This is a genomic window from Micromonospora desertarenae (assembly GCF_056150265.1).
This window is the reverse complement of record NZ_JAXCFQ010000003.1, coordinates 374,401-398,590: the sequence shown is the minus strand read 5'-3', so window position 1 is coordinate 398,590 and position 24,190 is coordinate 374,401. Positions and strand designations below refer to the sequence as shown.

Genomic DNA, 24,190 nt, shown 5'->3' with positions numbered 1-24,190 from the left:
CGTAGCCGGCACCTGACGGCAAAAGGCACGGATCAGCGCGGGGCGCAGTGCGGCGCCCGGCGGCCCGGCCGCCCGCTCTGACGACATCTACGAGGACCAATGACTCCTGTCGTACTGATCGCCGAAGAACTCGCTCCCGCCGCCATCGAGGTGCTCGCCCACGACTTCGACGTCCGCCACGTCGACGGCACCGACCGCCCGGCCCTGCTCTCGGCGCTCTCCGAGGCCGACGCCGTCATCGTGCGCAGCGCGACCCAGATCGACGCCGAGGCGATCGCCGCCGCGCCGCGGCTGAAGGTCGTCGCGCGGGCCGGTGTCGGGCTGGACAACGTCGAGGTGCCGGCCGCCACGGCCCGCGGTGTCATGGTCGTCAACGCGCCCACCTCCAACATCGTCTCCGCCGCCGAGCAGGCCGTCGCGCTGCTGCTCGCGGTGGCCCGGAACACCGCCAGCGCCAGCGCCGCGCTGAAGGCGGGGGAGTGGAAGCGGTCCAAGTACACCGGCGTGGAGATCCAGGGCAAGACCGTCGGCGTGGTCGGCCTCGGCCGCATCGGCGTGCTCTTCGCCCAGCGGATCGCCGCCTTCGGCACCCGGCTGATCGCGTACGACCCGTACATCCAGCCGGCCCGCGCGGCGCAGCTCGGCGTCCGCCTGGTGGGCCTGGAGGAGCTGCTGCGGGAGAGCGACTTCATCTCGATCCACCTGCCGAAGACCCCGGAGACCGTCGGGCTGATCGGTGAGAAGGAACTGGCCCTGGTCAAGCCGGGCGTACGGATCGTCAACGCCGCCCGCGGTGGCCTGATCGACGAGCAGGCGCTGGCCGACGCGATCGCCGAGGGCCGGGTCGCGGGCGCGGGCGTCGACGTCTACGCCAAGGAGCCGTGCACCTCCTCGCCGCTGTTCGCCTTCGACAACGTGGTGGCCACCCCGCACCTGGGCGCCTCCACCCACGAGGCGCAGGACAAGGCCGGCCTGGCCGTGGCCAAGAGCGTCAAGCTGGCGTTGCAGGGCGAGTTCGTGCCGGACGCGGTGAACGTGCAGGCCGGCGGCGTGGTCGCCGAGGACGTCCGGCCGCTGCTGCCGCTGGCCGAGAAGCTCGGCCGGGCCTTCACCGCGGTCGCCGGCGGGGTCGCCGCCAGCGTCACCGTCGAGGTCCGCGGCGAGATCGTCAACCACGACGTCTCGGTGCTCAAGCTCGCCGCCACCAAGGGGCTGTTCAGCTCGGTGGTCGAGGAGCAGGTCACCTACGTCAACGCGCCGCACCTGGCCGCCGAGCGCGGGGTCGAGGTCACCCTGGTCACCCAGGCCGAGACCGCCGACCACCCGAACCTGGTCACCGTCCGCGGCGCGCTGCCGGACGGCCGTACGGTCAGCGTCTCCGGCACGGTCACCACCGCCGGCGCCCGGGACATCATCAAGCTCACCGAGGTCGACGGCTTCGACGTGGAGATCGGCGCCGAGGGCATCCTGCTCTTCCTGCGCTACGTCGACCGGCCGGGTGTGGTCGGCACCGTCGGCACCCTGCTCGGCGAGGCCGGCATCAACATCGCGGCCATGCAGGTGGCCCGCCGGGAGGCCGGCGGCGAGACGCTGATGACGCTCACCGTCGACCAGGCGCTCGGCGCCGACCTGCTCACCTCGGCCGCGGAGTCGATCGGCGCGGCCGCGGCCAGCGCCGCCGACCTGCGCGACGAGTAGTCGCGGGCACGACGAGGCGGGGCCCGGCGATCCGCCGGGCCCCGTTGTCGTACGCCGACCGGGCCCTGGTACCGGTCGGGGCGCTCAGTGGGGCAGCCGCGCCGGGGGCGGGTAGACGGTGCCGTCCTGGGCGTCGAAGAGCATCAGCCCGTGCTCGCCGGCCAGCCGCTCGATGTCGAGCAGCACCTGGTCCTCGCAGGTCGGGTGCAGGTTCAGCTCGACGTGGTCGTGGGCCGCGTGCAGCGGGGTGACCGCCCACGGGGTGTCCGGCCCGGGATGCCGGTCCGGGTACGTGGCGGTGATCGCCCGGTAGAAGCCCACGACCCGTGGGTCCGGGTGCCGGTCCAGGTGCTGTCCCTGGCGGCACCGCTGCACCGCGCCCCGGACGTCCTCGGGTGTCGCCCCGTCCGCGAGGGCCCACACGCTCAGATCGAAACTCACGGCGGACAGCGTGCCATCAGAGGTTCACCATGTCGAAACTGCCCCGCCGCGGGCCGGCCGCCGACCCGCCATCATCCTGCCGGGACAGTCCGCTGTGGAGACTCTTGCGTCGAGTTGCGTCGATTCGCTAGCGTACCTGTGCGGTCACTGGCCGAGCTCGCGGCGGCGGCCCGTCTTCGGGTGGCGAGGTCGACGTCCGGCCCGACCGGCCCGCACCCCTCGATTGCGCGAGCCACGCGCACTCGTCGCTGACCGGCCTCCACGGTCGTTGCCGCGGCCGTGGGGGCCGATCGCGGGTCAGCCCACCCGGCGCCGGCGCGACGCTCAGCGGCGGTGGGCGAAGAGCGGGCGGTAGTCCGAACCGCTGCCGAACCAGGCCAGCCCGGCCGAGCCGGCGGCGTAGAGCGCGGTGGCGTACGCGTCGGCCACCGCGAGATCGGGGCCGACGACGGTGGCCGCCACCAGTTGGTCGGCCGGTTCCCCGGTGTGCGGGTCCACCACGTGCCCCTGCCGGCCGGTCACCCCGGAGGTGCCGACCGCCCCCGCGGTCATCTCCAGCACCAGCGGTGCCCGCCGCCGGTCGGTGGGGTGGTGCACCGCCACCCGCCAGGGGCCGCCGTGCGGGGCGTGGCCGCGTACCACCAGGTCGGCGCCGGTGAGCACGGCGTAGTCGTGGACGCCGGCGGCGCGCAGCCGGGCCGCCGCCCGCTCCACCGCCCAGCCGCCGAGCAGGCCGCCGGGGTCGAAGCCGCCGGGCACCGCCCAGGCGTCGAACCAGCCGTCGGTGGCCGCCCGCATCGCGGCGCACCGGTCCACCAGGTCGGCCAGCGGCGGGTACGACTCGGCGCTGATCTCGCCCCGGCGCAGCCGGGAGACCAGGCTCTCCGGGCGGTTCGGGCCGTAGGTGAGGTCGATCGCGCGCAGTTCGGCCACCGCGTCGCGCAGCGCCTCGCCGACGCGGCGGTGGCCGAGCCACTCCGGGGCGTTGAGCAGCAGCGCGTACTCGGCGGTGGAGGTGCGTACCGTGTGCCGCACGGCGATCCGGTCGCCGGTCACCGCGCCGGGCCGGTCGAACCGCTGGCTGCGCGGGCCGAGTCGCAGGTCCGGGCGGCGGCTGTGGAAGGCCGACTGGTCCACCCAGCGGGTACGGGGCTGCTCATCGATCCGCATGGGGTCACGCTAACCAGCGGAGTTGACCACATCATGAATCCCACCTGGGAGCCTCCTGTGCATCCCGGTTTCCCGTATGTTGGAAGATCCGTACCGGGAGACGGGATGGCGGCGTACCGTCGGGGCGTCGGGCGAGTCGAGGGAGCACAGGACGTGGCACGCATCGCGGTGGTGGCCGGTGACGGGATCGGACCCGAGGTGGTCGCGCAGGCCCGCAAGGTCATCGACGCCGTCCTGCCCGGCGTGACCGCCACCGAGTACGACCTCGGCGCGGCCCGCTACCACCGGACCGGCGAGGTGCTGCCCGAGTCGGTGCTGACCGAGCTGGCCGGGCACGACGCGATCCTGCTCGGCGCGGTCGGCGACCCGAGCGTCCCGCCCGGCGTGCTGGAGCGCGGCCTGCTGCTCAAGCTCCGGTTCGCCTTCGACCAGTACGTCAACCTCCGCCCGTCGCGGCTCTGGCCGGGCACGGCCGGCCCGCTCGGCAGTGTCAAGCCCGGCGAGGTCGACCTGGTGGTGGTGCGCGAGGGCACCGAGGGCCTCTACGCCGGCGCCGGCGGCGCGCTGCACCGGGGCACCCCCGCCGAGATCGCCACCGAGGAGAGCCTGAACACCCGGCACGGGGTGGAACGGGTGGTCCGCGACGCCTTCGCCCGTGCCGCCCGCCGGGAGCGGCGCAAGGTCACCCTGGTGCACAAGACGAACGTGCTCACCCACGCCGGTTCGCTCTGGGCCCGCACGTTCGAGGCGGTCGCCGCCGAGCACCCGGACGTGACCACCGAGTACCAGCACGTCGACGCGGCCGCGATGTTCCTGGTCACCCAGCCGCAGCGCTACGACGTGGTGGTCACCGACAACCTCTTCGGCGACATCCTCACCGACATCGCCGCCGCCGTCACCGGCGGCATCGGGCTGGCCGCCAGCGGCAGCATCAACCCCGACGGGACGTACCCGTCGATGTTCGAGCCGGTGCACGGCTCCGCGCCGGACATCGCCGGGCGCGGCGTGGCCGACCCGGTGGCGGCGGTGCTCTCCGCCGCGCTGCTGCTCGACCAGCTCGGCCACGCCGACGCCGCGGCCCGGGTCACCGCCGCGGTCGGCCAGGAACTGGCCGCCCGCGCGCCGGGCGTACCGCTGCGCACCGCCGAGGTAGGCGACCGGCTCGCGGCCTACGCCGTCGCCTGAGCGGGGTCGTCGCCGGCCCGGCGGGCGTTCGCCCGGCGGGCCGTGACCGGTTCGGCCGTCCCGGTACGCCCGGGCGGCGCTACCCGCTGAACGACCGTTCGGGGTAAGTTTCTGGCACAGTTTCCCGGCATGCGGTCCCGCATGCCGTTGCCCAGCAGGGAGGTCAGCGCGATGAGCGGTGGTGACAAGATCGAGTTCGAGATCCGTCCGAATCCCGCGCCGGTATCCGCCGCCGACCGGGCCGCCCTGCTGGCCAACCCCGGGTTCGGCCGGGTGTTCACCGACCACATGGTCACCATCCGCTACGCCGACGGCAAGGGCTGGTACGACGCCCGGGTCGAGGCACGGGCGCCCATCCCGATGGATCCGGCCAGCGCCGTCCTGCACTACGCGCAGGAGATCTTCGAGGGGTTGAAGGCCTACCGCACCGCCGACGGCGGGGTCACCATGTTCCGCCCGGAGGCGAACGCGGCCCGGTTCGTGGCCTCGGCCCAGCGGATGGCGATGCCGACGCTGCCGCCGCAGGCGTTCGTCGACTCGCTGCACCGGCTCATCGAGATCGACCGGGAGTGGATCCCCGAGGGCGAGGACGGCAGCCTCTACCTGCGGCCGTTCATGTTCGCCAGCGAGGTGTTCCTCGGTGTCCGGCCGGCCAACGAATACCTCTACGTGCTGATCGCCTCGCCGGTCGGGGCGTACTTCTCCGGCGGGGTCCAGCCGGTGAAGGTCTGGGTCTCGCCGGACTACACCCGGGCCGCGCCCGGCGGCACCGGCGCGGCGAAGTGCGGCGGCAACTACGCCGCGTCGCTGGTCGCCCAGGCCGAGGCCATCGAGCACGGCTGCGACCAGGTGGTCTTCCTGGACGCGGTGGAGCGCCGGTTCGTCGACGAACTGGGCGGGATGAACGTCTTCTTCGTCTACGACGACAACACCCTGGTCACCCCGCCGCTGACCGGCACCATCCTGCCCGGCATCACCCGGGAGTCGGTGCTCACGCTGGCCGCCGAGGCCGGGCACCGGGTCGAGGAGCGGCCGATCACGTTCGCCGACTGGCAGGCGGACGCGGCCAGCGGCCGGCTGCGCGAGGTCTTCGCCTGCGGCACCGCGGCCGTGATCACCCCGATCGGTGAGGTGCGGTTCCCGGACGGCGAGTTCCTGATCGGTGGCGGCGAGCCGGGGCGGGTCACCATGGCCCTGCGCCAGCAGCTGGTCGACCTCCAGCGGGCCAAGGTCGCCGACCCGCACGGCTGGGTCACCCGGGTCCTCTGATCCGCGCCGCCGCGGCGACCCAGGGTCGCCGCGGCGCCGTCGGGCGATCGATGTCGGCGGCCCTCGCCGCACCTGACCGGCGCCGGGCCGGCGGCCCGCCGGGCCGCTATTCGAGCAGGTGGTCGCGGAGCGCGGCCAGCTGGGCGTCGGTGACCCCGGCGTGGCGCAGGTAGTCCTCCACCGAGCCGTGCCGCTCGCGCAGCTCGGCGAGGAAGAGCGTGATGGCCTCGGGCGGGCAGGCCAGCGGCGGCAGGCCCGACGGGGTCCGCTGGCCGGTGCCGGCGAACCAGGCGAGGAACCGCTCACCCGCCTCGGTGCTGAGCGCGTAGTCCGCGCCGATGGTCTCGTCGTCGACGCCGAGGGCGGCGAGGGTCAGCGCGCAGACGGTGCCGGTGCGGTCCTTGCCGGCCACGCAGTGCACCACCACCGGGGCGTTGCCCGCCTCGGCGATCAGCCCCACCGCCTCGGCCAGCCCGGCGGTGCCGGTGTCGGCCAGCTCGGCGTACCGGTCGGCGAGGTAGCGGGCCAGGTCGCTGCCCGGCTCGTACGGCCGCAGGTGCCACTCGGCGTGCTCGGGCGCGACGTGCCGCCAGGTGAGGCCGGGGAAGTCGGGGACCCGGCCGTCGCGCTCGACCTCGTACGGGCGGCGCAGGTCGATGACGGTCCGGATGCCGAGGGCGGCGAACGCCTCCCGGTCGGTCTCGTCGATGCGGTGCAGCGAGTCGGAGCGGTAGAGCCGGCCCCGGCGCACCGTCCGGCCGTCGTGACCGGTGTAGCCACCGACGTCACGGAAGTTGAACATGGCGGAGAAGGGGATCCGGCGATTCACCTCGATGGCGTCCACCCTGACACGGTAACGGCCGGTGGGGCCGCGGCCCCACCGGCCGTCCAAACAGGATCAACCGTTACCGGGCGGTACCCGGCGGGATGGCCGAGTACGTGTCGCCGTAGTAACCACCGAGCTTGTCCCGGTAGGCCGGGTCGGTGTCGGCGGTCTCGTCGTACTCGGGCGCGGCCTTGATCTGGTCCTTGCTCCGGTCGACGTAGACCTTCCGCTCGTCGTGGTCGACGTGGTTGACGGTGCCGGCAGGGATCATGACCTTCTTGCCGAAGATCCACGGACCGGTGTCGACCACGAGGTAACTGGAGTTGACCTCGTGGCTGGCCCGGTCCACCTTGCCGATGCCGCCGTCGCTCGCCTCCACCTTGTAGCCCACCAGGTCGGCGCCGGTCACCCCGGCGTCGTCGCGGTAGCGCCACGGGTCGAAGGTGCCGCCGGGCGTGCCGCCCGGGAAGGCGCCCTGACCACCCTGCACGAGCGGATCCGGCGTCCCGTGGGTCGTTCGAGGGTCGAGCCGCTCCATGGCGTTTCACTCCTCTACTCGACTGATCGGGGGTTGGTGCCCTGTCAGCCCCATGTCCTACCCGGTGTCGAGATCGCTACACCTGTGACCCACGAAAAGGGCCGGCCGGTGCGACCGGCCGGCCCTCGACGACGGCTCAGGCGAGCGCGGCCTGCGCGTCCATGGTGACCGCGGCGGCGTGCACGACCGCGGCGATCCGCAGCCCCTCGTGCACCTGCTCGCGGCTGAACCCCGCGGCACGCAGCGTCTTCTCGTGCGACTCCAGGCAGACGCCGCAGCCGGTGATCGCCGAGACGGCGAGGCACCACAGCTCGAAGTCGGCCTTCTCGACCCCGGGCCGGGCGATGATCTGCATTCGCAGCCGGGCCGGGATCGACTGGTACTGCTCGTCGCCGATCAGGTGCTTGGCCCGGTAGTAGACGTTGTTCATCGCCATGATCGCGGCGGCGCCCTTGGCCGCCTCGATCGCCTCCGGCTTGAGGTGGTCGGCCGCCTCGGCGGCGATCTCCCGCAGCACCACCGGGTTGCGCGCGGCGACCGCGCAGGCCAGCGCGGTGCCCCAGGCCTGGACCGGGTTCAGCGTGCTGGTCCCGATGGTGGAGCCCAGGTTGAGCTTGATGTCCTTGGCGTACTCGGGCAGAGCCGCCTTGACCGCGTCCAGGCCCATGCTCAGGCCCCGGCGCCGGCGAGGAGCGCGTTGGCGTCGAGCGTCTCGCCGCCGGAGTTCCAGTTGCACGGGCAGAGCTCGTCGGTCTGCAGCGCGTCCAGCACCCGCAGCACCTCGGAGACGTTCCGGCCGACCGATCCGGCGGTCACCATGGCGAACTGGATCTCGTTGTTCGGGTCGACGATGAAGGTCGCCCGCTGCGCCACGCCGTCCTCGCCGAGCACGCCGCAGGCGCTGGTCAGCTCGCGCTTGATGTCGCTGAGCATCGGGAAGGGCAGCTCACGCAGGTCCGGGTGGTCCTTGCGCCAGGCGTAGTGGACGTACTCGTTGTCCACCGACACACCGAGAACCTGGGCGTCCCGGTCGGCGAACTCGCCGTTGAGCCGGCCGAACTCCGCGATCTCGGTGGGGCAGATGAAGGTGAAGTCCTTGGGCCAGAAGAAGACCACCCGCCACTTGCCCTCGTGGGACTTGTGGTTGATCGTCTCGAACGCCTTGTCGGCCTCCAGCGACACGCAGGCGGTGAGTTCGTACTCGGGGAAGCGGTCACCGACAGTGAGCACAGGTCCTCCTTGACAGCGGCACGAGGCCGTAACTGGATCAGTTCCAGATGCTTCCTCAGCGTTGTTTCCGCCTGATGGCGGCCGGGTGATTTGTGAAGTCGATCACCGAGGGCGGATTGTGTCCCGAAGTCGGGTACCGCGCGGGGCCGCGACTCTGCGTCACCGTCCCGGCATGTGGATTTTGCCTCCCAAAATCAGCCGGGGGTGGCAGAGTACTGATCGTGACCAGCACCGTCCTGATTATTCGCGCCTAGCGCGCCGGCCCCCCTCCGCCGAGCGCGCAGACCTCCCGCATCCCGCGGGGGGTCTTTTTGTTGCTCCCCGAAAGGACTCCCCATGACGTTCCAGGTGTACGACACGACGCTGCGCGACGGCGCGCAGCGCGAGGGGCTCAGCTACTCGGTGGTCGACAAGCTCGCGGTCGCCCGGCTGCTCGACGAGTTCGGCGTCGGCTTCATCGAGGGCGGCTGGCCGGGCGCGGTGCCCAAGGACACCGAGTTCTTCCGCCGGGCGTACGGCGAACTCGACCTGAAGCACGCGGTGCTTGTCGCGTTCGGCGCCACCCGGCGGGCCGGCGTGGCGGTCGCCGACGACCCGCAGGTGCGCGGCCTGCTCGACGCGCGGACCCCGGCGGTGGCCCTGGTCGCCAAGGCCGACCTGCGGCACGTCGAGCGCGCGCTGCGCACCACCGCCGCGGAGAACCTCGCGATGGTCCACGACACCGTGGCGTACCTGGTGGGACAGGGGCGGCGGGTCTTCGTCGACGGCGAGCACTTCTTCGACGGCTATCGGCACGACCCGGCGTACACCGCCGCGGTGGTGGAGACCGCGCTGGCCGCCGGCGCCGAGCGGGTGGTGCTCTGCGACACCAACGGTGGGATGCTCCCCTCCCAGGTCAGCGCGGCGATCGCCGACCTGACCGACCGGCTCGGCGTCGGCCCGGAACTGTTCGGCATGCACGCCCAGAACGACACCGCCTGCGCGGTGGCCAACACCATCGCCGCGGTCGAGGCCGGGGTGCGCCACGTCCAGGGCACCGCGAACGGCTACGGCGAGCGCCCCGGCAACGCCGACATCTTCGCGGTGGTCGCCAACCTCCAGCTCAAGCTCGGGCTGCCCGTCCTACCGGAGGGCTGCCTGGAACAGATGGTGCGGGTCTCCCACGCCATCGCCGAGATCGCCAACATCGCCCCCGACACCCACCAGGCGTACGCCGGGGCCGCCGCCTTCGCCCACAAGGCGGGGCTGCACGCGAGCGCGATCAAGGTGGATCCGCTGCTCTACAACCACGTGGACCCACAGGTCGTGGGCAACGACATGCGGATCCTGGTGACCGAGATGGCCGGCCGGGCCAGCGTCGAGCTCAAGAGCCGCGAGCTCGGGCTGGACCTGGCCGGCCATCCGGAGGCGCTGTCCCGGGTCACCCAGCGGGTCAAGGAACTGGAGGCCGGCGGCTGGTCGTTCGAGGCCGCGGACGCCTCCTTCGAGCTGCTGGTCCGCTCCGAGCTGCCGGACGCCGCCCCGGTGCGGCCGTTCGCGCTGGAGTCGTACCGGGTGCTGGTGGAGCACCGCGAGGACGGCGCGGTGGTCTCCGAGGCGACCGTGAAGATCAGGGTGCGCGGCGAACGGGTGATCGCCACGGCCGAGGGGAACGGCCCGGTCAACGCCCTGGACGAGGCGCTGCGGGTGGCGCTGGCCCGGCACTACCCGGAGCTGCGCGACTTCGAGCTGGCGGACTTCAAGGTGCGGATCCTGGAGGGCACCACCGGTACCGGCGCGGTGACCCGGGTGCTGCTGGAGACCGCCGACGGCACCGGCCGCGACTGGACGACCGTCGGCGTGCACCCGAACGTGGTCGAGGCGAGCTGGCACGCCCTGGTCGACGCGCTCACCTACGGCCTGGACCGTACCCGGGTCTGAGCGCGGTCCACGATGGATCGCCGGACCCGTCAGGGGAGGGCGAGGGTGGCCAGGACGGGGCGGTGGTCGGTGCGCGGGAGCGGGTGGACCGCCACCGCGCGGACGGCGATCCGGCGGTCGACCAGCACGTGGTCGATGGTCACCGGAGGGATCGGGTCGCCGTCGTACGGGCCCCAGGTGCCGCGCAGGCCCGCGCCGGCGGCGTCGGCCGCGTCCACGTACCCGGTGGCCAGCAGGGCGCGCAGCGGTGCGTGGTCGAGGGTGGCGTTGAAGTCGCCGGCCAGGATGCCCAGCGGGCCGTCCGGGGTGGCCGGCGGCTGCGCCGCCAGGTCGTCCCGCCAGTAGCCGACCTGGTCGACCGCGTACGGCGCGGCCGGGTGCGCCGACTCGACCCGCACCGCGGGCCCGCCCGGCACCGCCACCGTGCCGTACGCCTGGGTGAAGCCCCAGCCGCCGCGCAGCTGCCGCACGCCGCCGTCGCTGATCGGCCAGCGGGCGTAGAGGCCGGAGCCGGGCGTGCCCACCTGCGGGTTCAGCTGCCGGTGCGGCAGCAGCCGGTCGAGGCCGAGGCGGTCCAGCTCGGCCTGCGCGGCGGGGGTGAACTCCTGCACGGCCAGCACGTCGACCCGGTGCGCGCGGACCAGGTCGACCAGCGCCGCCGCGTCGGCGGAGCCGGCCAGCAGGTTCGCGGTGAGCACCCGCACGGTCGGCCCGGCGGCCGCGGGTTGTGCCGAGCCCAGCGCCCGGGGCGCCACCACGGCGACCAGCGCGACCGCTGTCACCGCCGCGACCACCGCCGGCCAGCGGCGTCGCAGGGCGAGCGCGAGCAGCGGGGGCAGCAGGCTCCAGGCCGCCACGTACGGGGTGAAGGCGAGCGCCTGCACCAGCGGCCCGCGTTCCAGCCCCGGTAGCCGCACCGCGGCCCAGACCGCCCCGGGCGTCACGACGACCCAGCAGAGCGTGCTCCGGACCCGGCCGGAGCGGGTGCCCGCCAGGCGCGCCAGGGTCTGCGTGATCATGGCTGAAGACTAGCCGCGCGGGCGTCGTTCCGGGTGCCGGTCATTCGGCGGCGAGCCCTTTTCGTGAATGCGGAAGCGTTCGCTTCTCACAATTATCGGACGGCGATACGACAACCCTGGAAAGGGTCGTCCACTATTGACGCCCAGCTTTTTGCGGTGCTACGTTCCACGTGGTTGAGGCATCGGAACTGTGAGTAGTTATCGCAGCTCAGCGAGGGTGCGAAAAGAGAAGTCGTCAACTGGTCAGGTGCGAGCGGGGCAATTCTGTGACCGACTCCGGTCAATTATCGTCCCGGCTGGAAAAGGGCATCAACCGTCCCGCGCAGCGCGGGTGCGGCAGTATCACCACGGTCACAAAAGGGGAGACCTGTCATGACCACGATCTTCAGACGTAAGGCGGCGGCGGTGGCGTTCGCCGTCCTGGCGCTCAGCCTGGCCGGCGGCGGGGTCGCCGTCGCGAAGGCCCCGGACGGGGGCAGCCAGCCCGTGGCCCGGGCCAGCGGCGGCAGCCAGCCGCCGGTGACCGCGGAGTCGGCGCGCAAGGCGAAGGCGGCGCTGGCCGCCGGCGCCCAGACGACCGCCGCCGCCGGCACCCACTACGTCACCGTCGTCAACGCCAACGGCACCCGGGCCCGGGGCACCGGCACCGTCATCAAGTACGGCGTGGGCCAGTACGAGGTCCAGTTCCCGTACAACGTCACCCGGGGCGTCTACGTGGCCACCATCGGCCGACCGGACTCGTGCTGCGTCCCGGCCGGCGGCGAGGTCGCCGTCGCTCCCCGGCTGCTCACCCCGAACGGGGTCTTCGTGCAGACCCGCAACTCGGCCGGGGTCGCCGCCGACCTGCCGTTCCACCTCGTCGTCCACCTCTGACCCCCGGTACGCCTCCGACCCCCGCCGGGGAGCCGGCCCGCACGCCAGCGTGCGGGCCGGCTTCTCCGTTTCCTGCCGGGCTGCGGCGTTGCGGGTCGTCGCGCCGCTCCGGCGCGGTATGGGTGCCCCAGGGTGCGATATTCCGACGTTTGTCCCAGGGCCGCCCCGGGAAGCAAGCACCGTGACGGACATCTCGGACACCCTGGCCAGCATGCCCAGCCCGGCCGATCCCGACGCGACCGGCGCTGAGCTGGAACAGACCCTCTTCGAGGTCAAACGCGTGATCGTCGGGCAGGATCGGCTCGTCGAACGGCTGCTCACCGCCCTCGTGGCCGACGGGCACTGCCTGCTGGAGGGCGTACCCGGCGTGGCCAAGACCCTAGCCGCGCAGACCCTCGCCACGGCGGTCGGCGGCACCTTCTCCCGGATCCAGTTCACCCCGGACCTCGTCCCGTCCGACATCGTCGGCACCCGGATCTACCGGGCCTCGAAGGAGAACTTCGACATCGAGCTGGGGCCGGTGATGGCCAACCTGGTGCTCGCCGACGAGATCAACCGGGCCCCGGCGAAGGTGCAGTCGGCGCTGCTGGAGGCGATGGCCGAGCGGCAGGTCTCCATCGGCGGGCGCAGCTACCCGGTGCCCGAGCCGTTCCTGGTGCTGGCCACCCAGAACCCGATCGAGTCGGAGGGCGTCTACCAGCTCCCGGAGGCGCAGCGCGACCGGTTCCTCATGAAGGTCGTCGTCGACTACCCGAGCGACACCGACGAACTGGCCATCCTCTACCGGATGAGCACCGACCGGCCGCGCCCCCGGCAGGTGCTCGACCCGCAGCGGCTGCGCGCGCTCCAGGTCCGTGCCGGCAGCATCTTCGTGCACCACGCCATCGCCGAGTACGTGGTCCGGCTCATCCTGGCCACCCGGGACCCGGGCCGGTTCGGGCTGCCGGAGATCGCGTCGCTGCTCGCGTACGGGGCGAGCCCGCGGGCCACCCTCGGCCTGGTGGCCGCCGCCCGCGCCCAGGCGCTGTTGCGCGGCCGCGAGTACGTGCTGCCCGAGGACGTCCGGGAACTGGCCGTTGACGTGCTCGCCCACCGACTGGTGCTCTCCTTCGACGCGATCGCCGACGGGGTGGCCGCCGAGTCGGTGGTCCGCCGGCTGGTGGAGGCGGTGCCGCCGCCGCGGATCGCCAACAACCGCCCGGAGTACGCGCCCGACCTGGCGGCGGCATGAGGTGGCGCGCCACCACCACGCCGGCGCCGGCGGATCCCGGGCTGGCCGACCTCACCCCCGACCGCCGGCTGCGCCGGCTGGAGCTGACAGTGACCCGGCGCCTCGACGGCCTGCTGCACGGGCAGTACCGGGGACTGCTGCCCGGTCCGGGCAGCGAACCGGCCGGCAGCCGGGAGTACCGCCCCGGTGAGGACGAGGTACGCCGGATGGACTGGGCGGTGACCGCCCGGACCACCGTGCCGCACGTCCGCGAGGTCGACGCCGACCGGGAACTGACCACCTGGCTGCTGGTCGACGCCAGCCCCAGCATGGAGTACGGCACCGCCGAGCTGGACAAGCGCGAGCTGGCCGTGGCGGCCGTCGCGGCGGTCGGCTTCCTCACCGCCGGGCTCGGCAACCGGCTCGGCGCGCAGGTGCTCGGCCCCGACGGGCTGCGCCGCTATCCGGCCCGCAGCGGGCGTACCCACCTGCTCGGGCTGCTCCGCACGCTGCTGGCCGCGCCCCGCGTCGGCGGGCACGACGCGGCGGGCACACCCCCGGCGGTGCCGGACCTGGCCGAGGCGCTGGACGCCGTGCACCGGGTGGCCAACCGGCGCGGGCTGGTGGTGGTGGTCTCGGACTTCCTGGACGGGCTGCCCGACGACCCCCGGCACGAGCCGCCCTGGGAACGCGCCCTGCGCCGGCTCGCCGTCCGCCACCAGGTGCTCGCCGTCGAGATCACCGACCCGCGTGAGCTGGAGCTGCCGGACGTCGGCCTGGTCACCCTGGTCGACCCGGAAACCGGCCGCCGCCGCGAGGTGTGGACCGGCGACGAGCGGCTGCGCGAGCGGTACGCGGCCGCCGCGGCCGCCCAGCGCGAGCAGGTCCGCCAGGCGGTACACCGCAGCGGGGCGACGCACCTGCCGCTGCGCACCGACCGGGACTGGGGCGCGGACATCGTGCGGCACGTGCGGGCGCAGCGCCGGCTCGCGGCCGCCCCGGCCGGTGCGAACCGGGGAGGTGGCGCGTGATCTGGCTGTCCCCGGTCCGGCTCTGGCTGCTGGTCGGGGTGCTCGCGCTGGCGGTCGGCTACCTGGTGCTCCAGCGGCGCCGCAGCCGGTACGCCGTCCGGTTCACCAACCTGCGGCTGCTCGACCGGGTGGCCCCGGAGCGGCCGGCCTGGCGGCGGCACGTGCCCGCCGGGCTCTTCCTGGCCATGCTGGCGCTGCTGGTGGTCGGGTTCGCCCGACCGACCGCCGAGGTCCAGGTGCCGCGGGAACGCGCCACCGTGATGGTGGCGGTGGACGTCTCCACCTCCATGCTCGCCACCGACGTCGAACCCGACCGGCTCAGCGCGGCCAAGGAGGCGGCCCGCCGGTTCGTCGACGGCCTGCCGGACGAGTTCAACGTCGGGCTGGTCGCCTTCGCCGGCAGCGCGGCGGTGCTGGTGCCGCCGGGCACCGACCGGGAGGCGCTGCACGAGGGGATCGAGCGGCTCGCCGAGGGCGCCACCGGCGTGCAGGGCACCGCCATCGGCGAGGCCATCAGCACCTCGCTCGGCGCGGTGAAGGGCCTGGACAGCCAGGCGGCGAAGGAGCCACCACCGGCCCGGATCATCCTGCTCTCGGACGGGGCGAACACCTCCGGGATGGACCCGATGGAGGCCGCCGCGGACGCCGTCGCGGTCGAGGTCCCGGTACACACCATCTCGTTCGGCACCCCCAGCGGGTTCGTCGACCGGGGTGGCCGCCCGATCCAGGTGCCGGTGGACGGGCAGACCCTGCGCGCGGTCGCCGAGGAGACCGGCGGCGGCTTCCACGAGGCCAGCACCAGCGACGAGCTGCGCGCGGTCTACGAGGACATCGGCAGCTCGGTCGGCTACCGCACCGAACGGCAGGACGTGTCGGCCCGGTTCATCGGCCTCGGCCTGGTGTTCGCGCTGGGCGCGGCGGCCGGCTCGATGCGCTGGTTCTCCCGCCTGCCCTGACCGGCCGACCGAGAGTGAGGAGCGTACGCATGGCAGTGCAGACCGGACTGGGCGAGCCGCGCGGCCCCTGGTTCATCTCGCCCGAGCTGGACCCGGACGGGCGGGGCGGGCGGGACGGGACCGGCGCGGGCCGGGAGGCGGCGGGGCGGCGCTGGCGTACCCGGCTGCTGGCCGCGCTGGCGGTGGTCGCCCTCTCCACCGTCTCCGGCGCGGCGGCCGGCGGCTGGGTGGCCAGCCGGGACGGCGCACCGGGCGGGACGCCGGCGTCCGCCGCCCCGGTGCCGGCGGAGCTGGTCACCGCGGCCGGGAAGACCGTGCCGGGGGTGGTCTCGGTGCTGGTCGGCGGGGCCGGCGGCGCGTCGGCCACCGGATCCGGGTTCGCCGTCGACGACCAGCAGCACATCATCACCAACGACCACATCCTGGCCAAGGGCCGCAACGGCTCGGTGACCGTGGAACTGCCGGACGGCCGGCGGTTCGCCGCCGAGGTGGTCGGCCGGGAGCCGCGCAGCGACCTGGCGGTGCTCAAGGTGCCGCCGTCGGCCGGGTTGGCGGCGCTGCCGCTGGCGAAACCCGGCTCCACCCGGGTCGGCGAACCGGTGCTCGCGGTCGGGTCGCCGCTGGGGCTGCCCGGCACCGTCACGGCCGGCATCGTCAGCGCGGTGGACCGGCAGGTCCGGCTCGGCGACAACCGGCACTCCGCGGTGCAGACCGACGCCTCGATCAACCCGGGCAACTCGGGCGGGCCACTGGTCAACGCGCGCGGCGAGGTGGTCGGGGTGAACACGGCGATCGCCACCATCGACGGCAACGGCTCGATCGGCATCGGCTTCGCCATCCCGATCGACCAGGTCCAGCAGACCGCCGACACGATCATCGGCAAGGGCGGCTGAGTCCCGACCGCTCGGGCTGTGCTGGCCGTGCCCCCGGGGGCCTGGTGGGCCGGCGGCCTGGTGGCTGCGGGTCCGGCGGCTTGGTCGGCCGAGGCGGCCGGCGCGCCGTGCTGGGAAAGCGAGAAGTGTCGGATACCCGGCGCGGAATGATCGGGCCATGGAAATATTACGCTGAGTATGGATACTGGCGTGGGTGGAGCGTCCTCTCATCGCGGTCCTCCTGCTGGTGGGCCTGGTCATCGGGTGCGGGGTGGGGTCGGCGTACGCCCGGGCGCGTCGAAGTTGGGCCGACTACCAGACCGTCAAGAAGAGCGTGCCCGGCGCTCGTCGCGCCGCGTGGCTGCTGATCCGGGCGGTCACCACGAAGATCGGCGTGATCGCCCTGCTGCTGGTCGGCGCGGTGGCGTACGCGGCCGTCGGCGCCGACGACGAGTCCGCGCAACCGTCGCCCACCCCGAGTGTCACGCCCAGCGAGCGGCCGGGCCGATAGCCTCAAGGGGTGGACGACGGACTGCGGGTGACCGACCGGTGGGTCGTCCCCGCCGGTGAGCTGCGGGAACGCTTCTCCCGCTCGTCCGGCCCCGGCGGGCAGGGGGTGAACACCGCCGACTCCCGGGTCGAGCTGAGCTTCGACCTCGGCTCGTCGCCGAGCGTGCCGGCGTCGCTGCGGGCCCGGGCCCTGGAGCGCCTCGCCAACCGGCTGGTCGACGGCGTGCTCACCATCGCCGCCAGCGAGCACCGGGCGCAACTGGCCAACCGGGAGGCCGCCCGGGAGCGGCTGGTCGCCCTGCTGCGCGAGGCGGTCGCCCCGCCGCCCCCGCCGCGCCGGCCGACCCGCCCGTCGCGGGGCGCCAAGGAACGCCGGCTGGCGGAGAAGAAGCGCCAGTCGCAACGCAAGCGCGACCGCCGCGTCGACGGCGAATAGCCGCCCGTCCCGGCGGCTCCCGCCGCGCCCGCTTCCGTCGCCAGGTCGCCGATCTGGCGGCATCCGCACCTGCCGGACACCGTCAGATCGCCGATCTGGCGTCGGCGGGCTAGTCCGGGACGGCCGCCAGCAGCCGGTCCCGCAGCCGGGCGGCCCGCTCGGCGAAGCCGCGCTGGGCGGTCGCGTACTCGGCCCGACCCTCGGCCGTCTCCACCCGGACCGGCGGGTAGCCGAGCGCGGCCAGGTCGTACGGCGAGGCCCGCATGTCCAGCGTGCGGATCTCCCGCGCCAGCTCGAAGCAGTCCGCCACCAACTCCGACGCGACCAGGGGCGAGAGCTTGTACGCCCACTTGTAGAGGTCCATGTTGGCGTGCAGGCAACCGGGCTGCTCGTTGGCGTGCTGGGTCTCCCGGGTGGGGGTGAGCAGGTTCAGCGGCCGGGCGGGCGCGGTGAAGAAGCGGTACGCGTCGAAGTGGCTGCACCGGATCCGGTTCGCCTCCACCGTCCGCGCGGTCTGCTCCGGGCTGAGCCGCAGCGGCCAGGCGTTGTGCCGTACCTCCGCCTGGGTCTGCCGGTAGACCATCGCCCACTCGTGCATCCCGAAGCAGCCGAAGTGCGCGGCCCGGCCGGCGGTGGCCGTGAGCAGTGAGCGGATCCACTCCACCGAGTCGGCTCGGCGGGCGCGTACCGCGGCGGTGTCGAGGGTCACCCCGGCGGCGGTGGCGCGGTAGTCCCGCCCGAACTCGGCCGGGTCCGCGTCCCGCAGCACCACCCCGGCGCCCGGGTGCCAGCGGCGCAACTGGGCCGGCCGGTGCGAGTAGTAGGTGAAGAGGAAGTCCTCGACCGGGTGCTTCTCGCCCCGGCGGCGGCGGGCCAGGTGCGGCGTGAGCCAGGCGTCCACCCGCTGCTCGTGCGCCCGCCGCCGGGCCTGCCAGTTCGCGGCGTCGAGCGCGGCGGTGGGGGCGAGGGCGGCGGTCACGGACCCCAGGGTACGACCGCCGCCCGCCGCCGGCGGGTCAGGGCACGTCCACCCGCACCCCGGCGGAGAAGACCCCGCTGCGCAGCTCCAACTGGGTCGGCGGCTCCCGCCCGGTGACGGTGAACACCAGCGGCAGCACCATCCGGGTGCCCGCCGCCACCGGCTGGGCGAAGACGTCCCGGCCCTGGTTGGCGGTCCGGGTGGCCTGCTCGTCGGTGCTGACGAAGTTGCCGTCGGACAGGTACGCCCGTTGCAGCCGGCCGTGCCAGCTCTCCTGCTCCGGGCTGACGTTGCGGACCCCGACGGTGGCCTGGCAGCGCCGGGCGCCCTGCCCCGGGTCGCAGGCGACGCGGTAGACGGTGAACTCGAACGCCGACTCGCGCAGCGGCATCCCGACCGTGCCGTTCACCCCCCGGCCGACCCACGCGCCGCTGGTCGGCTGGCTGTCGGTGTCGACAGCGGCGACCCGCCGGGTGGCCGTCCAGCCGGCCGCGCCGACCGTGCCCGCCAGCACCGCCGCGGCCACCCCGACGAGCAGCCACACCGGCGGGGTGCGGCGGCGCTCCGGCGGCCGGGGCGCGGCCGGTCGCGGGTACACCGTGCCGGGCCCGTCCGTGGCCAGCGCCGCGGCCACCGGCCGGCGCCGCCGGCGCCAGATCCAACCGGCGCCGACCGCGGCGACCAGCAGCACCGCGCCCAGCCCCACCAGCACCACGGGTGTCCGGCGCCACACCGGCGTCTCGGTCACCTCGGCGGCCGGCACCGGCGCCGCGTTCCAGGTCGCCGTCGCGCAGTCGTACGGCCGGCTGCCGTCACCGGCGAAGGCGCAGGCCGGCGCGGTCAGCGGACGGCCCGGCGCGGCGGTGGTGAGCGCCGTGCCGAGGGTGGTGGTGCTCCGAGCCGGCAGCCGGAGCCGCCAGGTCACCTCGGTGGCCGAGGTCTGGCCGGCCGACCGGACGGCCCGGCCGCCCGAGGAGATCGCGGTGGCCGACGAGCCCGGCGGCAGCTCCTGCCGGACCGTGGTGTCCACCGGCGCGCCGCCGGTGTTGCGCACCTGGATCCGGTAGCGGGGGGCCGGCGTGCTCTCCGGCGCCACCGCGACGGTCACCGGCGACGGGGCCGGTGCCGGCGCGGCCCGGGTCGGGGTGGGCACCGCCGGCGGTGCCGACGGCATGGCCGGTGCCGGCGTCTGCGGGGCCGCGGCCGGCCGGGGCCGGGCGGCCGCCGCCTCCGGGGCCGGGTGCAGCGCCGGCAGCGCGGCGAGGACGCCGAGGCAGTGGACGAACACTGCGAGGGCCTTGTGGTGTCGTGTCGATGCAGGCATACGAACGAACCTCCGCAGCCGACGCTAGGGGCGGCCGGACGTCGTGCGGGTACGAAGCCGGGAATCCCGCCCCCGGGGCCGGGGGACCGGGTATCGTGCCCCGGCTCCGACCTGCCCGTGGCGCCGGCCGGGCGGGCACCGGCCGGGCTAGATTGGCGTCGTGCGTATCGCTCGTTTCGCTCATGCCAAGGGAATGTCGTTCGGGGTCGTCGAGGGGGAGCCGGGGGTGGGCCCGGAGGGCCTGACCATCGCCGAGATCGAGGGCCACCCGTTCGGTCAGATCACCTTCAGTGGCGCCCGGTGGGCGCTCTCCGACGTCCGGCTGCTCTCGCCGATCCTGCCCAGCAAGGTGGTCTGTGTCGGGCGTAACTACGCCGAGCACGCCGCCGAGCACGGCAGCGAGGTGCCGAAGGAGCCACTGCTCTTCCTCAAGCCGTCCACCTCGGTGATCGGCCCCCGGGACGCGATCCGGCTGCCGATCTTCTCCAAGCAGGTCGAGCACGAGGCGGAGCTGGCCGTGGTGATCGGCGCGCCGGGCGCCCGCCGGGCCGACCGGGCCGCCGCGGAGCGGGCCATCTTCGGCTACACCTGCGCCAACGACGTCACCGCGCGGGACCTGCAGCGTTCCGACGGCCAGTGGACCCGGGCCAAGGGTTTCGACTCGTTCTGCCCGATCGGGCCCTGGATCACAACCGGGTTGGACGTCAGCGACCTGGAGATCCGGTGCGAGGTGGGGCGCGGCCCGGAGGAGATGGAGGTCCGGCAGCTGGGCCGCACCCGGGACATGGTCTTCGACGTGCCGGCGCTGGTGTCGTACATCTCGCACGTGATGACGCTGCTGCCCGGGGACGTGGTGCTGACCGGCACGCCGGCGGGGGTTAGCCCGCTGACGGACGGGGATACGGTCACCGTACGAATCGAGGGCATCGGCGAGCTGAGCAACCCGGTGGTGCCCGTCGGCTGACGCGTCGTGAGCCCGTTTCCGCAGCTCAAGGGCGGTTTCGGGGGGCTCGATTTGGCCTGTCGGCACCGGGAGGGTAAAGTTTGTCCCCGGCGCCGCAAGGGGCCAATGGGGTATGGGGTAATTGGCAGCCCGACTGATTCTGGTTCAGTTAGTCTAGGTTCGAGTCCTGGTACCCCAGCAAACCGATGTTCGTGAGAACGTCGGTCGCTGGATTCTGCTGGAGTCCACGCCGGTCCCGCGAGGGGCCGGCGAGGTCTCTGATAGGGTTCAGCGGCGCCGCTCGGCAGAGCGGCACGGCACCACAGGTTCTGGCCCCGTCGTCTAGCGGCCCAGGACGCCGCCCTCTCAAGGCGGTAGCGCCGGTTCGAATCCGGTCGGGGCTACATCCGGGTAACGGCCCGCCTCGCTTCGGTGAGGCGGGTCGTTCCGCTTCTGCGCGGTCTACCCGCCCCGACCCGGTCCACACCCGGTGAGGGGACGCCGCTACACTACAGCGGCACCCGCCCGACAGGGCGGTGAACGCAGGAAGTGCCTGGCCCCGTCGTCTAGCGGCCCAGGACGCCGCCCTCTCAAGGCGGTAGCGCCGGTTCGAATCCGGTCGGGGCTACACCCAACAGCCCGCCTCGCCCCCCGAGGCGGGCTGTCCCCTTCGCCACCCCTTCCCCACCCCTTCCCCTTCCCCACCCCCACCCCACCCCACCCCCACCCCCACCCCACCCCACCCCCACCCCGTTGATCATGGGGTTAGCGGCGGTCCGGGAGATCGAACTCGCCGCCAACCCCATGATCAACCCGGGAATGGGTGGGGGGTGGGTGGGGGGAGGGAGTGGGGGGTTAGAGGCCGGAGAGGCGTTGGCCGGCGCGGACTACGGCCATGGCGTGGCGTTCGCCGGGGCGGCGGCCGAGGCGTTCGATCGGGCCGGAGATGCTGATCGCGGCGATCACCCGGCCGGTGCGGTCCCGGATCGGGGCGGAGACGCTCGCCACACCGGCCTCCCGCTCGGCCACGCTCTGCGCCCAACCGCGCCGGCGGACCTCGGCCAGGGTGCGGCCGGTGAACTTCGACCGGGGCAGCAGCGGCATCACCGCCTCCGGCGGCTCCCAGGCGAGCAGGATCTGCGCCGCCGACCCGGCGGTCATCGGCAGCACGGAGCCGACCGGCACGGTGTCCCGCAGGCCGCTGGCCCGCTCGGCGGCGGCCACGCAGATCCGCTCGTCGGCGCGGCGCAGGTAGAGCTGGGCGCTTTCGCCCGTCGCGTCCCGCAGCGCGGCCAGCAGCGGCTCCGCCGCGGTCAGCAGCACGTCCGGGGCGGCGTTGGCCAGCTCGCCCAGGCGTGGGCCCGGGCGCCAGCGGCCCTGGGTGTCGCGTACCAGCATTCGGTGGATCTCCAGTGCCTGTGCCAACCGGTGCGCCGTTGCCCGGGGCAGCTTGGTGCGTTCAACGAGTTCGGCCAGGCTGGCGCCGTCGACGCAGGCGGCCAGGATGACCACCGCCTTGTCGAGAACGCCGACACCGCTCATACTGTGTCCCACAAGCCGAAATTTACCTCCCAGAATTTAGGATGTCCAGATGGTGGGAGTCACTCCCGAGCCGGCGCCCAGGACCCTGGCCGAGAAGGTCTGGGACGCGCACGTCGTACGGTCCGCCGAGGGTGAGCCGGATCTGCTCTTCATCGACCTGCACCTGCTGCACGAGGTGACCAGCCCGCAGGCCTTCGACGGGTTGCGGCTCGCCGGCCGCCGGGTGCGCCGTACCGATCTCACGATCGCTACCGAGGACCACAACACCCCGACCGGGTACGCCGATCCGGCGTTCCGGTCCCGGCGCGGTGACCTGCTCACCATCGCCGACCCCACCTCGCGTACACAGATCGAGACGCTGCGCCGCAACTGCGCCGAGTTCGGCATCCGGCTGCACCCGCTGGGCGACGACAACCAGGGCATCGTGCACGTGATCGGTCCGCAGCTCGGCCTCACCCAGCCCGGCATGACCATCGTCTGCGGCGACTCGCACACCGCCACCCACGGCGCGTTCGGGGCGCTCGCCTTCGGCATCGGCACCAGCGAGGTGGAGCACGTGCTGGCCACCCAGACGCTGCCGCAGGCCCGCCCGCGGACGATGGCGGTCACCGTCACCGGGCAGCTCGGTCCGGGCGTCACCGCCAAGGACCTGGTGCTCGCCCTGATCGCCCAGGTGGGCACCGGGGGCGGGCGCGGCCACATCGTGGAGTACCGCGGCGAGGCGATCCGGTCGCTGTCCATGGAGGGGCGGATGACGATCGCCAACATGTCCATCGAGTGGGGCGCCAAGGCCGGCATGATCGCGCCGGACGAGACCACCTTCGCGTACCTCAAGGGGCGGCCCAACGCCCCGCGCGGCGCCGACTGGGACGCGGCGGTCGCCTACTGGCGGACCCTGCCCACCGACGAGGGGGCGACCTTCGACGCCGAGGTGACCCTGGACGCCAGCCGGATCACCCCGTTCGTGACCTGGGGCACCAACCCCGGGCAGGGCGCTCCGCTGGGCGCGTCGGTGCCGGATCCGGAGGAGTTCGTCACCGAGAGCGAGCGGACCGCCGCCCGCCGGGCCCTGGAGTACATGGACCTGCGTCCCGGCACCGCGCTGCGCGAACTGCCGATCGACGTGGTCTTCGTCGGGTCCTGCACCAACGGCCGGCTGGAGGACCTGCGGGCCGCCGCCGACGTGCTGCGCGGGCACCGGGTGGCCGACGGCGTCCGGATGCTGGTGGTGCCCGGCTCCGCCGCGGTCCGCGAGGCGGCCGAGGCGGAGGGGCTGGACAAGGTCTTCACCGACGCCGGAGCGGAGTGGCGGTTCGCCGGCTGCTCGATGTGTCTGGGCATGAACCCGGACACCCTCGCCCCCGGCCAGCGCTGCGCCTCGACCTCGAACCGCAACTTCGAGGGCCGCCAGGGCCGGGGCGGACGCACCCACCTGGTCTCCCCGCCGGTCGCCGCCGCCACCGCCGTGGTGGGCCGGCTGGCCGCTCCCGCCGATCTGTAGAAGGGCACACCGCAGATGGAGAGGTTCACCACCCACACCGGCACCGCCGTACCGCTGCGGCGATCCAACGTGGACACCGATCAGATCATTCCGGCCGTGTACCTCAAGCGGGTGACCCGGACCGGGTTCGCCGACGGTCTGTTCAGCGCCTGGCGCGAAGATCAGCAATTCGTGCTGAACGATCCCGCGCATTCGGGAGCGTCGATTCTGGTGGCCGGCCCGGAGTTCGGCACCGGATCGTCCCGGGAGCACGCCGTCTGGGCGCTGCGCGACTGGGGGTTCCGTGCCGTGATCTCCCCGCGCTTCGGCGACATCTTCCGCGGCAACGCGCTCAAGGAAGGTCTGCTCCCGGTCGAGCTGGAATTGAAAGCGGTCGAAGAAATCTGGGCGCTCGTCGAGGCCGACCCGACCGCCGCGGTCACCGTCGACCTGACCGCCCGACAGGTCCGGGTCGAGGACGCCACCTGGTCGTTCCCGCTGGACGACTTCAGCCGCTGGCGGCTGATGGAGGGCTTGGACGACATTGGACTCACCCTCCGGCACGAGGCGGAGATCAGCGCTTTCGAGGCCCGCCGACCGGCGTTCCTGCCGACCGTCGGATAGCCGTACGCCCCAGCCCGCATCGGATTCCGCCCCCACCGGTTCTGCCGGTGGGGGCGAATCCGTTGCGACACAAGGGCTTTTTTCCACCGAATGTTTGTGTCCCGGCAGCACAGG

Annotated in this window: 24 protein-coding genes and 3 tRNA genes; 17 read left to right on the top strand and 10 right to left on the bottom strand. The window is 73.6% G+C overall.

Annotation, left to right across the window (positions count from 1 at the left end; translation table 11 throughout):
• Window positions 1–99 precede the first annotated feature (99 nt).
• The gene (serA, locus tag SM577_RS07795; RefSeq protein WP_302917815.1) at window positions 100–1,698 is read left to right on the top strand and encodes a phosphoglycerate dehydrogenase; all 1,599 of its coding nucleotides are present in this window, start codon (window positions 100–102) and stop codon (window positions 1,696–1,698) included.
• Window positions 1,699–1,782: 84 nt separating this feature from the next.
• Here the strand turns inward: serA and SM577_RS07790 are convergent, their stop codons facing one another.
• Together SM577_RS07790 and SM577_RS07785 are read right to left on the bottom strand one after the other, a co-directional pair.
• A complete protein-coding gene (locus SM577_RS07790) occupies window positions 1,783–2,139 on the bottom strand; it encodes a hypothetical protein (protein ID WP_302917814.1) in 357 nt (118 codons plus the stop codon).
• A gap of 324 nt (window positions 2,140–2,463) precedes the next feature.
• The gene (locus tag SM577_RS07785) at window positions 2,464–3,309 is read right to left on the bottom strand and encodes an FAD:protein FMN transferase (protein ID WP_302917813.1); all 846 of its coding nucleotides are present in this window, start codon (window positions 3,307–3,309) and stop codon (window positions 2,464–2,466) included.
• A gap of 153 nt (window positions 3,310–3,462) precedes the next feature.
• Between SM577_RS07785 and SM577_RS07780 the strand changes: the two genes are divergently transcribed.
• Both SM577_RS07780 and SM577_RS07775 read left to right on the top strand, forming a co-directional pair.
• The gene (locus SM577_RS07780) at window positions 3,463–4,494 is read left to right on the top strand and encodes a 3-isopropylmalate dehydrogenase (RefSeq protein ID WP_302917812.1); all 1,032 of its coding nucleotides are present in this window, start codon (window positions 3,463–3,465) and stop codon (window positions 4,492–4,494) included.
• Window positions 4,495–4,665: 171 nt separating this feature from the next.
• A complete protein-coding gene (locus SM577_RS07775; protein ID WP_302917811.1) occupies window positions 4,666–5,763 on the top strand; it encodes a branched-chain amino acid aminotransferase in 1,098 nt (365 codons plus the stop codon).
• A gap of 106 nt (window positions 5,764–5,869) precedes the next feature.
• On the opposite strand, the gene SM577_RS07770 is transcribed toward SM577_RS07775, so the two are convergent.
• The 4 genes from SM577_RS07770 to SM577_RS07755 all read right to left on the bottom strand — a co-directional run bounded on the left by SM577_RS07770 (window position 5,870) and on the right by SM577_RS07755 (window position 8,357).
• On the bottom strand, window positions 5,870–6,607 hold the full coding sequence (locus tag SM577_RS07770; RefSeq protein ID WP_302917810.1) for a tyrosine-protein phosphatase: 738 nt from the start codon (window positions 6,605–6,607) through the stop codon (window positions 5,870–5,872).
• Between the two features lie 61 nt (window positions 6,608–6,668).
• Complete coding sequence (locus SM577_RS07765) at window positions 6,669–7,127, bottom strand: PRC-barrel domain-containing protein (protein WP_088995583.1); 459 nt, start codon at window positions 7,125–7,127, stop codon at window positions 6,669–6,671.
• A gap of 136 nt (window positions 7,128–7,263) precedes the next feature.
• Window positions 7,264–7,794 carry an alkylhydroperoxidase, AhpD family gene (gene ahpD, locus SM577_RS07760; protein WP_302917808.1) on the bottom strand — a complete coding sequence of 177 codons (531 nt, stop codon included), beginning with the start codon at window positions 7,792–7,794 and terminating at the stop codon, window positions 7,264–7,266.
• A gap of 2 nt (window positions 7,795–7,796) precedes the next feature.
• A complete protein-coding gene (locus tag SM577_RS07755; protein WP_474580408.1) occupies window positions 7,797–8,357 on the bottom strand; it encodes a peroxiredoxin in 561 nt (186 codons plus the stop codon).
• A 336-nt stretch (window positions 8,358–8,693) separates the two neighbouring features.
• Here SM577_RS07755 and cimA point away from each other — a divergent pair, with 336 nt between their 5' ends.
• On the top strand, window positions 8,694–10,277 hold the full coding sequence (cimA, locus tag SM577_RS07750) for a citramalate synthase (RefSeq protein WP_302917807.1): 1,584 nt from the start codon (window positions 8,694–8,696) through the stop codon (window positions 10,275–10,277).
• Window positions 10,278–10,306: 29 nt separating this feature from the next.
• Here the strand turns inward: cimA and SM577_RS07745 are convergent, their stop codons facing one another.
• On the bottom strand, window positions 10,307–11,281 hold the full coding sequence (locus SM577_RS07745; protein ID WP_474586642.1) for an endonuclease/exonuclease/phosphatase family protein: 975 nt from the start codon (window positions 11,279–11,281) through the stop codon (window positions 10,307–10,309).
• 387 nt (window positions 11,282–11,668) lie between these two features.
• On the opposite strand from SM577_RS07745, the gene SM577_RS07740 reads away from it, so the two are divergent.
• The 7 genes from SM577_RS07740 to arfB all read left to right on the top strand — a co-directional run bounded on the left by SM577_RS07740 (window position 11,669) and on the right by arfB (window position 17,184).
• Complete coding sequence (locus SM577_RS07740; protein ID WP_474586565.1) at window positions 11,669–12,169, top strand: hypothetical protein; 501 nt, start codon at window positions 11,669–11,671, stop codon at window positions 12,167–12,169.
• A 181-nt stretch (window positions 12,170–12,350) separates the two neighbouring features.
• Entirely contained in the window at window positions 12,351–13,400 is a 1,050-nt protein-coding gene (locus tag SM577_RS07735) for an AAA family ATPase (RefSeq protein WP_474586564.1), read from the top strand.
• Window positions 13,397–14,410 (top strand): DUF58 domain-containing protein, encoded by a 1,014-nt coding sequence (locus SM577_RS07730; protein WP_302917803.1) that lies wholly within the window; start codon window positions 13,397–13,399, stop codon window positions 14,408–14,410. Before SM577_RS07735 ends, SM577_RS07730 begins: the two co-directional genes overlap by 4 nt.
• Window positions 14,407–15,366 (top strand): VWA domain-containing protein, encoded by a 960-nt coding sequence (locus tag SM577_RS07725; RefSeq protein ID WP_474586563.1) that lies wholly within the window; start codon window positions 14,407–14,409, stop codon window positions 15,364–15,366. Before SM577_RS07730 ends, SM577_RS07725 begins: the two co-directional genes overlap by 4 nt.
• Before the next feature lie 29 nt (window positions 15,367–15,395).
• Window positions 15,396–16,259 carry a S1C family serine protease gene (locus SM577_RS07720; protein ID WP_302917801.1) on the top strand — a complete coding sequence of 288 codons (864 nt, stop codon included), beginning with the start codon at window positions 15,396–15,398 and terminating at the stop codon, window positions 16,257–16,259.
• Between the two features lie 193 nt (window positions 16,260–16,452).
• Window positions 16,453–16,749 (top strand): hypothetical protein, encoded by a 297-nt coding sequence (locus SM577_RS07715; RefSeq protein WP_302917800.1) that lies wholly within the window; start codon window positions 16,453–16,455, stop codon window positions 16,747–16,749.
• Window positions 16,750–16,758: 9 nt separating this feature from the next.
• The gene (gene arfB / locus SM577_RS07710) at window positions 16,759–17,184 is read left to right on the top strand and encodes an alternative ribosome rescue aminoacyl-tRNA hydrolase ArfB (RefSeq protein ID WP_109899383.1); all 426 of its coding nucleotides are present in this window, start codon (window positions 16,759–16,761) and stop codon (window positions 17,182–17,184) included.
• Window positions 17,185–17,293: 109 nt separating this feature from the next.
• Here arfB and SM577_RS07705 read toward each other — a convergent pair whose 3' ends face one another.
• Entirely contained in the window at window positions 17,294–18,163 is an 870-nt protein-coding gene (locus SM577_RS07705; RefSeq protein WP_474580405.1) for a 3-methyladenine DNA glycosylase, read from the bottom strand.
• A 37-nt stretch (window positions 18,164–18,200) separates the two neighbouring features.
• Window positions 18,201–19,487 carry a hypothetical protein gene (locus tag SM577_RS07700; RefSeq protein ID WP_474580404.1) on the bottom strand — a complete coding sequence of 429 codons (1,287 nt, stop codon included), beginning with the start codon at window positions 19,485–19,487 and terminating at the stop codon, window positions 18,201–18,203.
• Between the two features lie 160 nt (window positions 19,488–19,647).
• Between SM577_RS07700 and SM577_RS07695 the strand changes: the two genes are divergently transcribed.
• From SM577_RS07695 to SM577_RS07680, 4 genes are all read left to right on the top strand, one after another.
• A complete protein-coding gene (locus SM577_RS07695; protein ID WP_474586562.1) occupies window positions 19,648–20,451 on the top strand; it encodes a fumarylacetoacetate hydrolase family protein in 804 nt (267 codons plus the stop codon).
• Between the two features lie 106 nt (window positions 20,452–20,557).
• Window positions 20,558–20,629, top strand: a tRNA-Gln gene (locus tag SM577_RS07690).
• A 132-nt stretch (window positions 20,630–20,761) separates the two neighbouring features.
• Window positions 20,762–20,834: transfer RNA gene (locus tag SM577_RS07685), tRNA-Glu, on the top strand.
• Window positions 20,835–20,985: 151 nt separating this feature from the next.
• A tRNA-Glu gene (locus tag SM577_RS07680) sits at window positions 20,986–21,058 on the top strand.
• 227 nt (window positions 21,059–21,285) lie between these two features.
• Here the strand turns inward: SM577_RS07680 and SM577_RS07675 are convergent.
• On the bottom strand, window positions 21,286–21,972 hold the full coding sequence (locus SM577_RS07675; RefSeq protein WP_013284529.1) for an IclR family transcriptional regulator: 687 nt from the start codon (window positions 21,970–21,972) through the stop codon (window positions 21,286–21,288).
• A 49-nt stretch (window positions 21,973–22,021) separates the two neighbouring features.
• Here SM577_RS07675 and leuC point away from each other — a divergent pair, with 49 nt between their 5' ends.
• The gene (leuC, locus tag SM577_RS07670) at window positions 22,022–23,473 is read left to right on the top strand and encodes a 3-isopropylmalate dehydratase large subunit (protein WP_302917795.1); all 1,452 of its coding nucleotides are present in this window, start codon (window positions 22,022–22,024) and stop codon (window positions 23,471–23,473) included.
• Between the two features lie 15 nt (window positions 23,474–23,488).
• Window positions 23,489–24,076, top strand: coding sequence for a 3-isopropylmalate dehydratase small subunit (gene leuD, locus SM577_RS07665; RefSeq protein ID WP_474586561.1), 588 nt, complete (start codon window positions 23,489–23,491; stop codon window positions 24,074–24,076).
• Window positions 24,077–24,190: the final 114 nt, after the last annotated feature.

Excerpts from the sequence above, each read along its gene's own strand:
- serA (WP_302917815.1), top strand. The coding sequence starts at position 100 with ATGACTCCTGTCGTACTGATCGCCGAAGAACTCGCTCCCGCCGCCATC.
- SM577_RS07785 (WP_302917813.1), bottom strand. The coding sequence starts at position 3,309 with ATGCGGATCGATGAGCAGCCCCGTACCCGCTGGGTGGACCAGTCGGCC.
- SM577_RS07775 (WP_302917811.1), top strand. The coding sequence starts at position 4,666 with ATGAGCGGTGGTGACAAGATCGAGTTCGAGATCCGTCCGAATCCCGCG.
- SM577_RS07765 (WP_088995583.1), bottom strand. The coding sequence starts at position 7,127 with ATGGAGCGGCTCGACCCTCGAACGACCCACGGGACGCCGGATCCGCTC.
- ahpD (WP_302917808.1), bottom strand. The coding sequence starts at position 7,794 with ATGGGCCTGGACGCGGTCAAGGCGGCTCTGCCCGAGTACGCCAAGGAC.
- cimA (WP_302917807.1), top strand. The coding sequence starts at position 8,694 with ATGACGTTCCAGGTGTACGACACGACGCTGCGCGACGGCGCGCAGCGC.
- SM577_RS07740 (WP_474586565.1), top strand. The coding sequence starts at position 11,669 with ATGACCACGATCTTCAGACGTAAGGCGGCGGCGGTGGCGTTCGCCGTC.
- SM577_RS07730 (WP_302917803.1), top strand. The coding sequence starts at position 13,397 with ATGAGGTGGCGCGCCACCACCACGCCGGCGCCGGCGGATCCCGGGCTG.
- SM577_RS07720 (WP_302917801.1), top strand. The coding sequence starts at position 15,396 with ATGGCAGTGCAGACCGGACTGGGCGAGCCGCGCGGCCCCTGGTTCATC.
- SM577_RS07700 (WP_474580404.1), bottom strand. The coding sequence starts at position 19,487 with ATGCCTGCATCGACACGACACCACAAGGCCCTCGCAGTGTTCGTCCAC.
- SM577_RS07675 (WP_013284529.1), bottom strand. The coding sequence starts at position 21,972 with ATGAGCGGTGTCGGCGTTCTCGACAAGGCGGTGGTCATCCTGGCCGCC.
- leuC (WP_302917795.1), top strand. The coding sequence starts at position 22,022 with ATGGTGGGAGTCACTCCCGAGCCGGCGCCCAGGACCCTGGCCGAGAAG.
- leuD (WP_474586561.1), top strand. The coding sequence starts at position 23,489 with ATGGAGAGGTTCACCACCCACACCGGCACCGCCGTACCGCTGCGGCGA.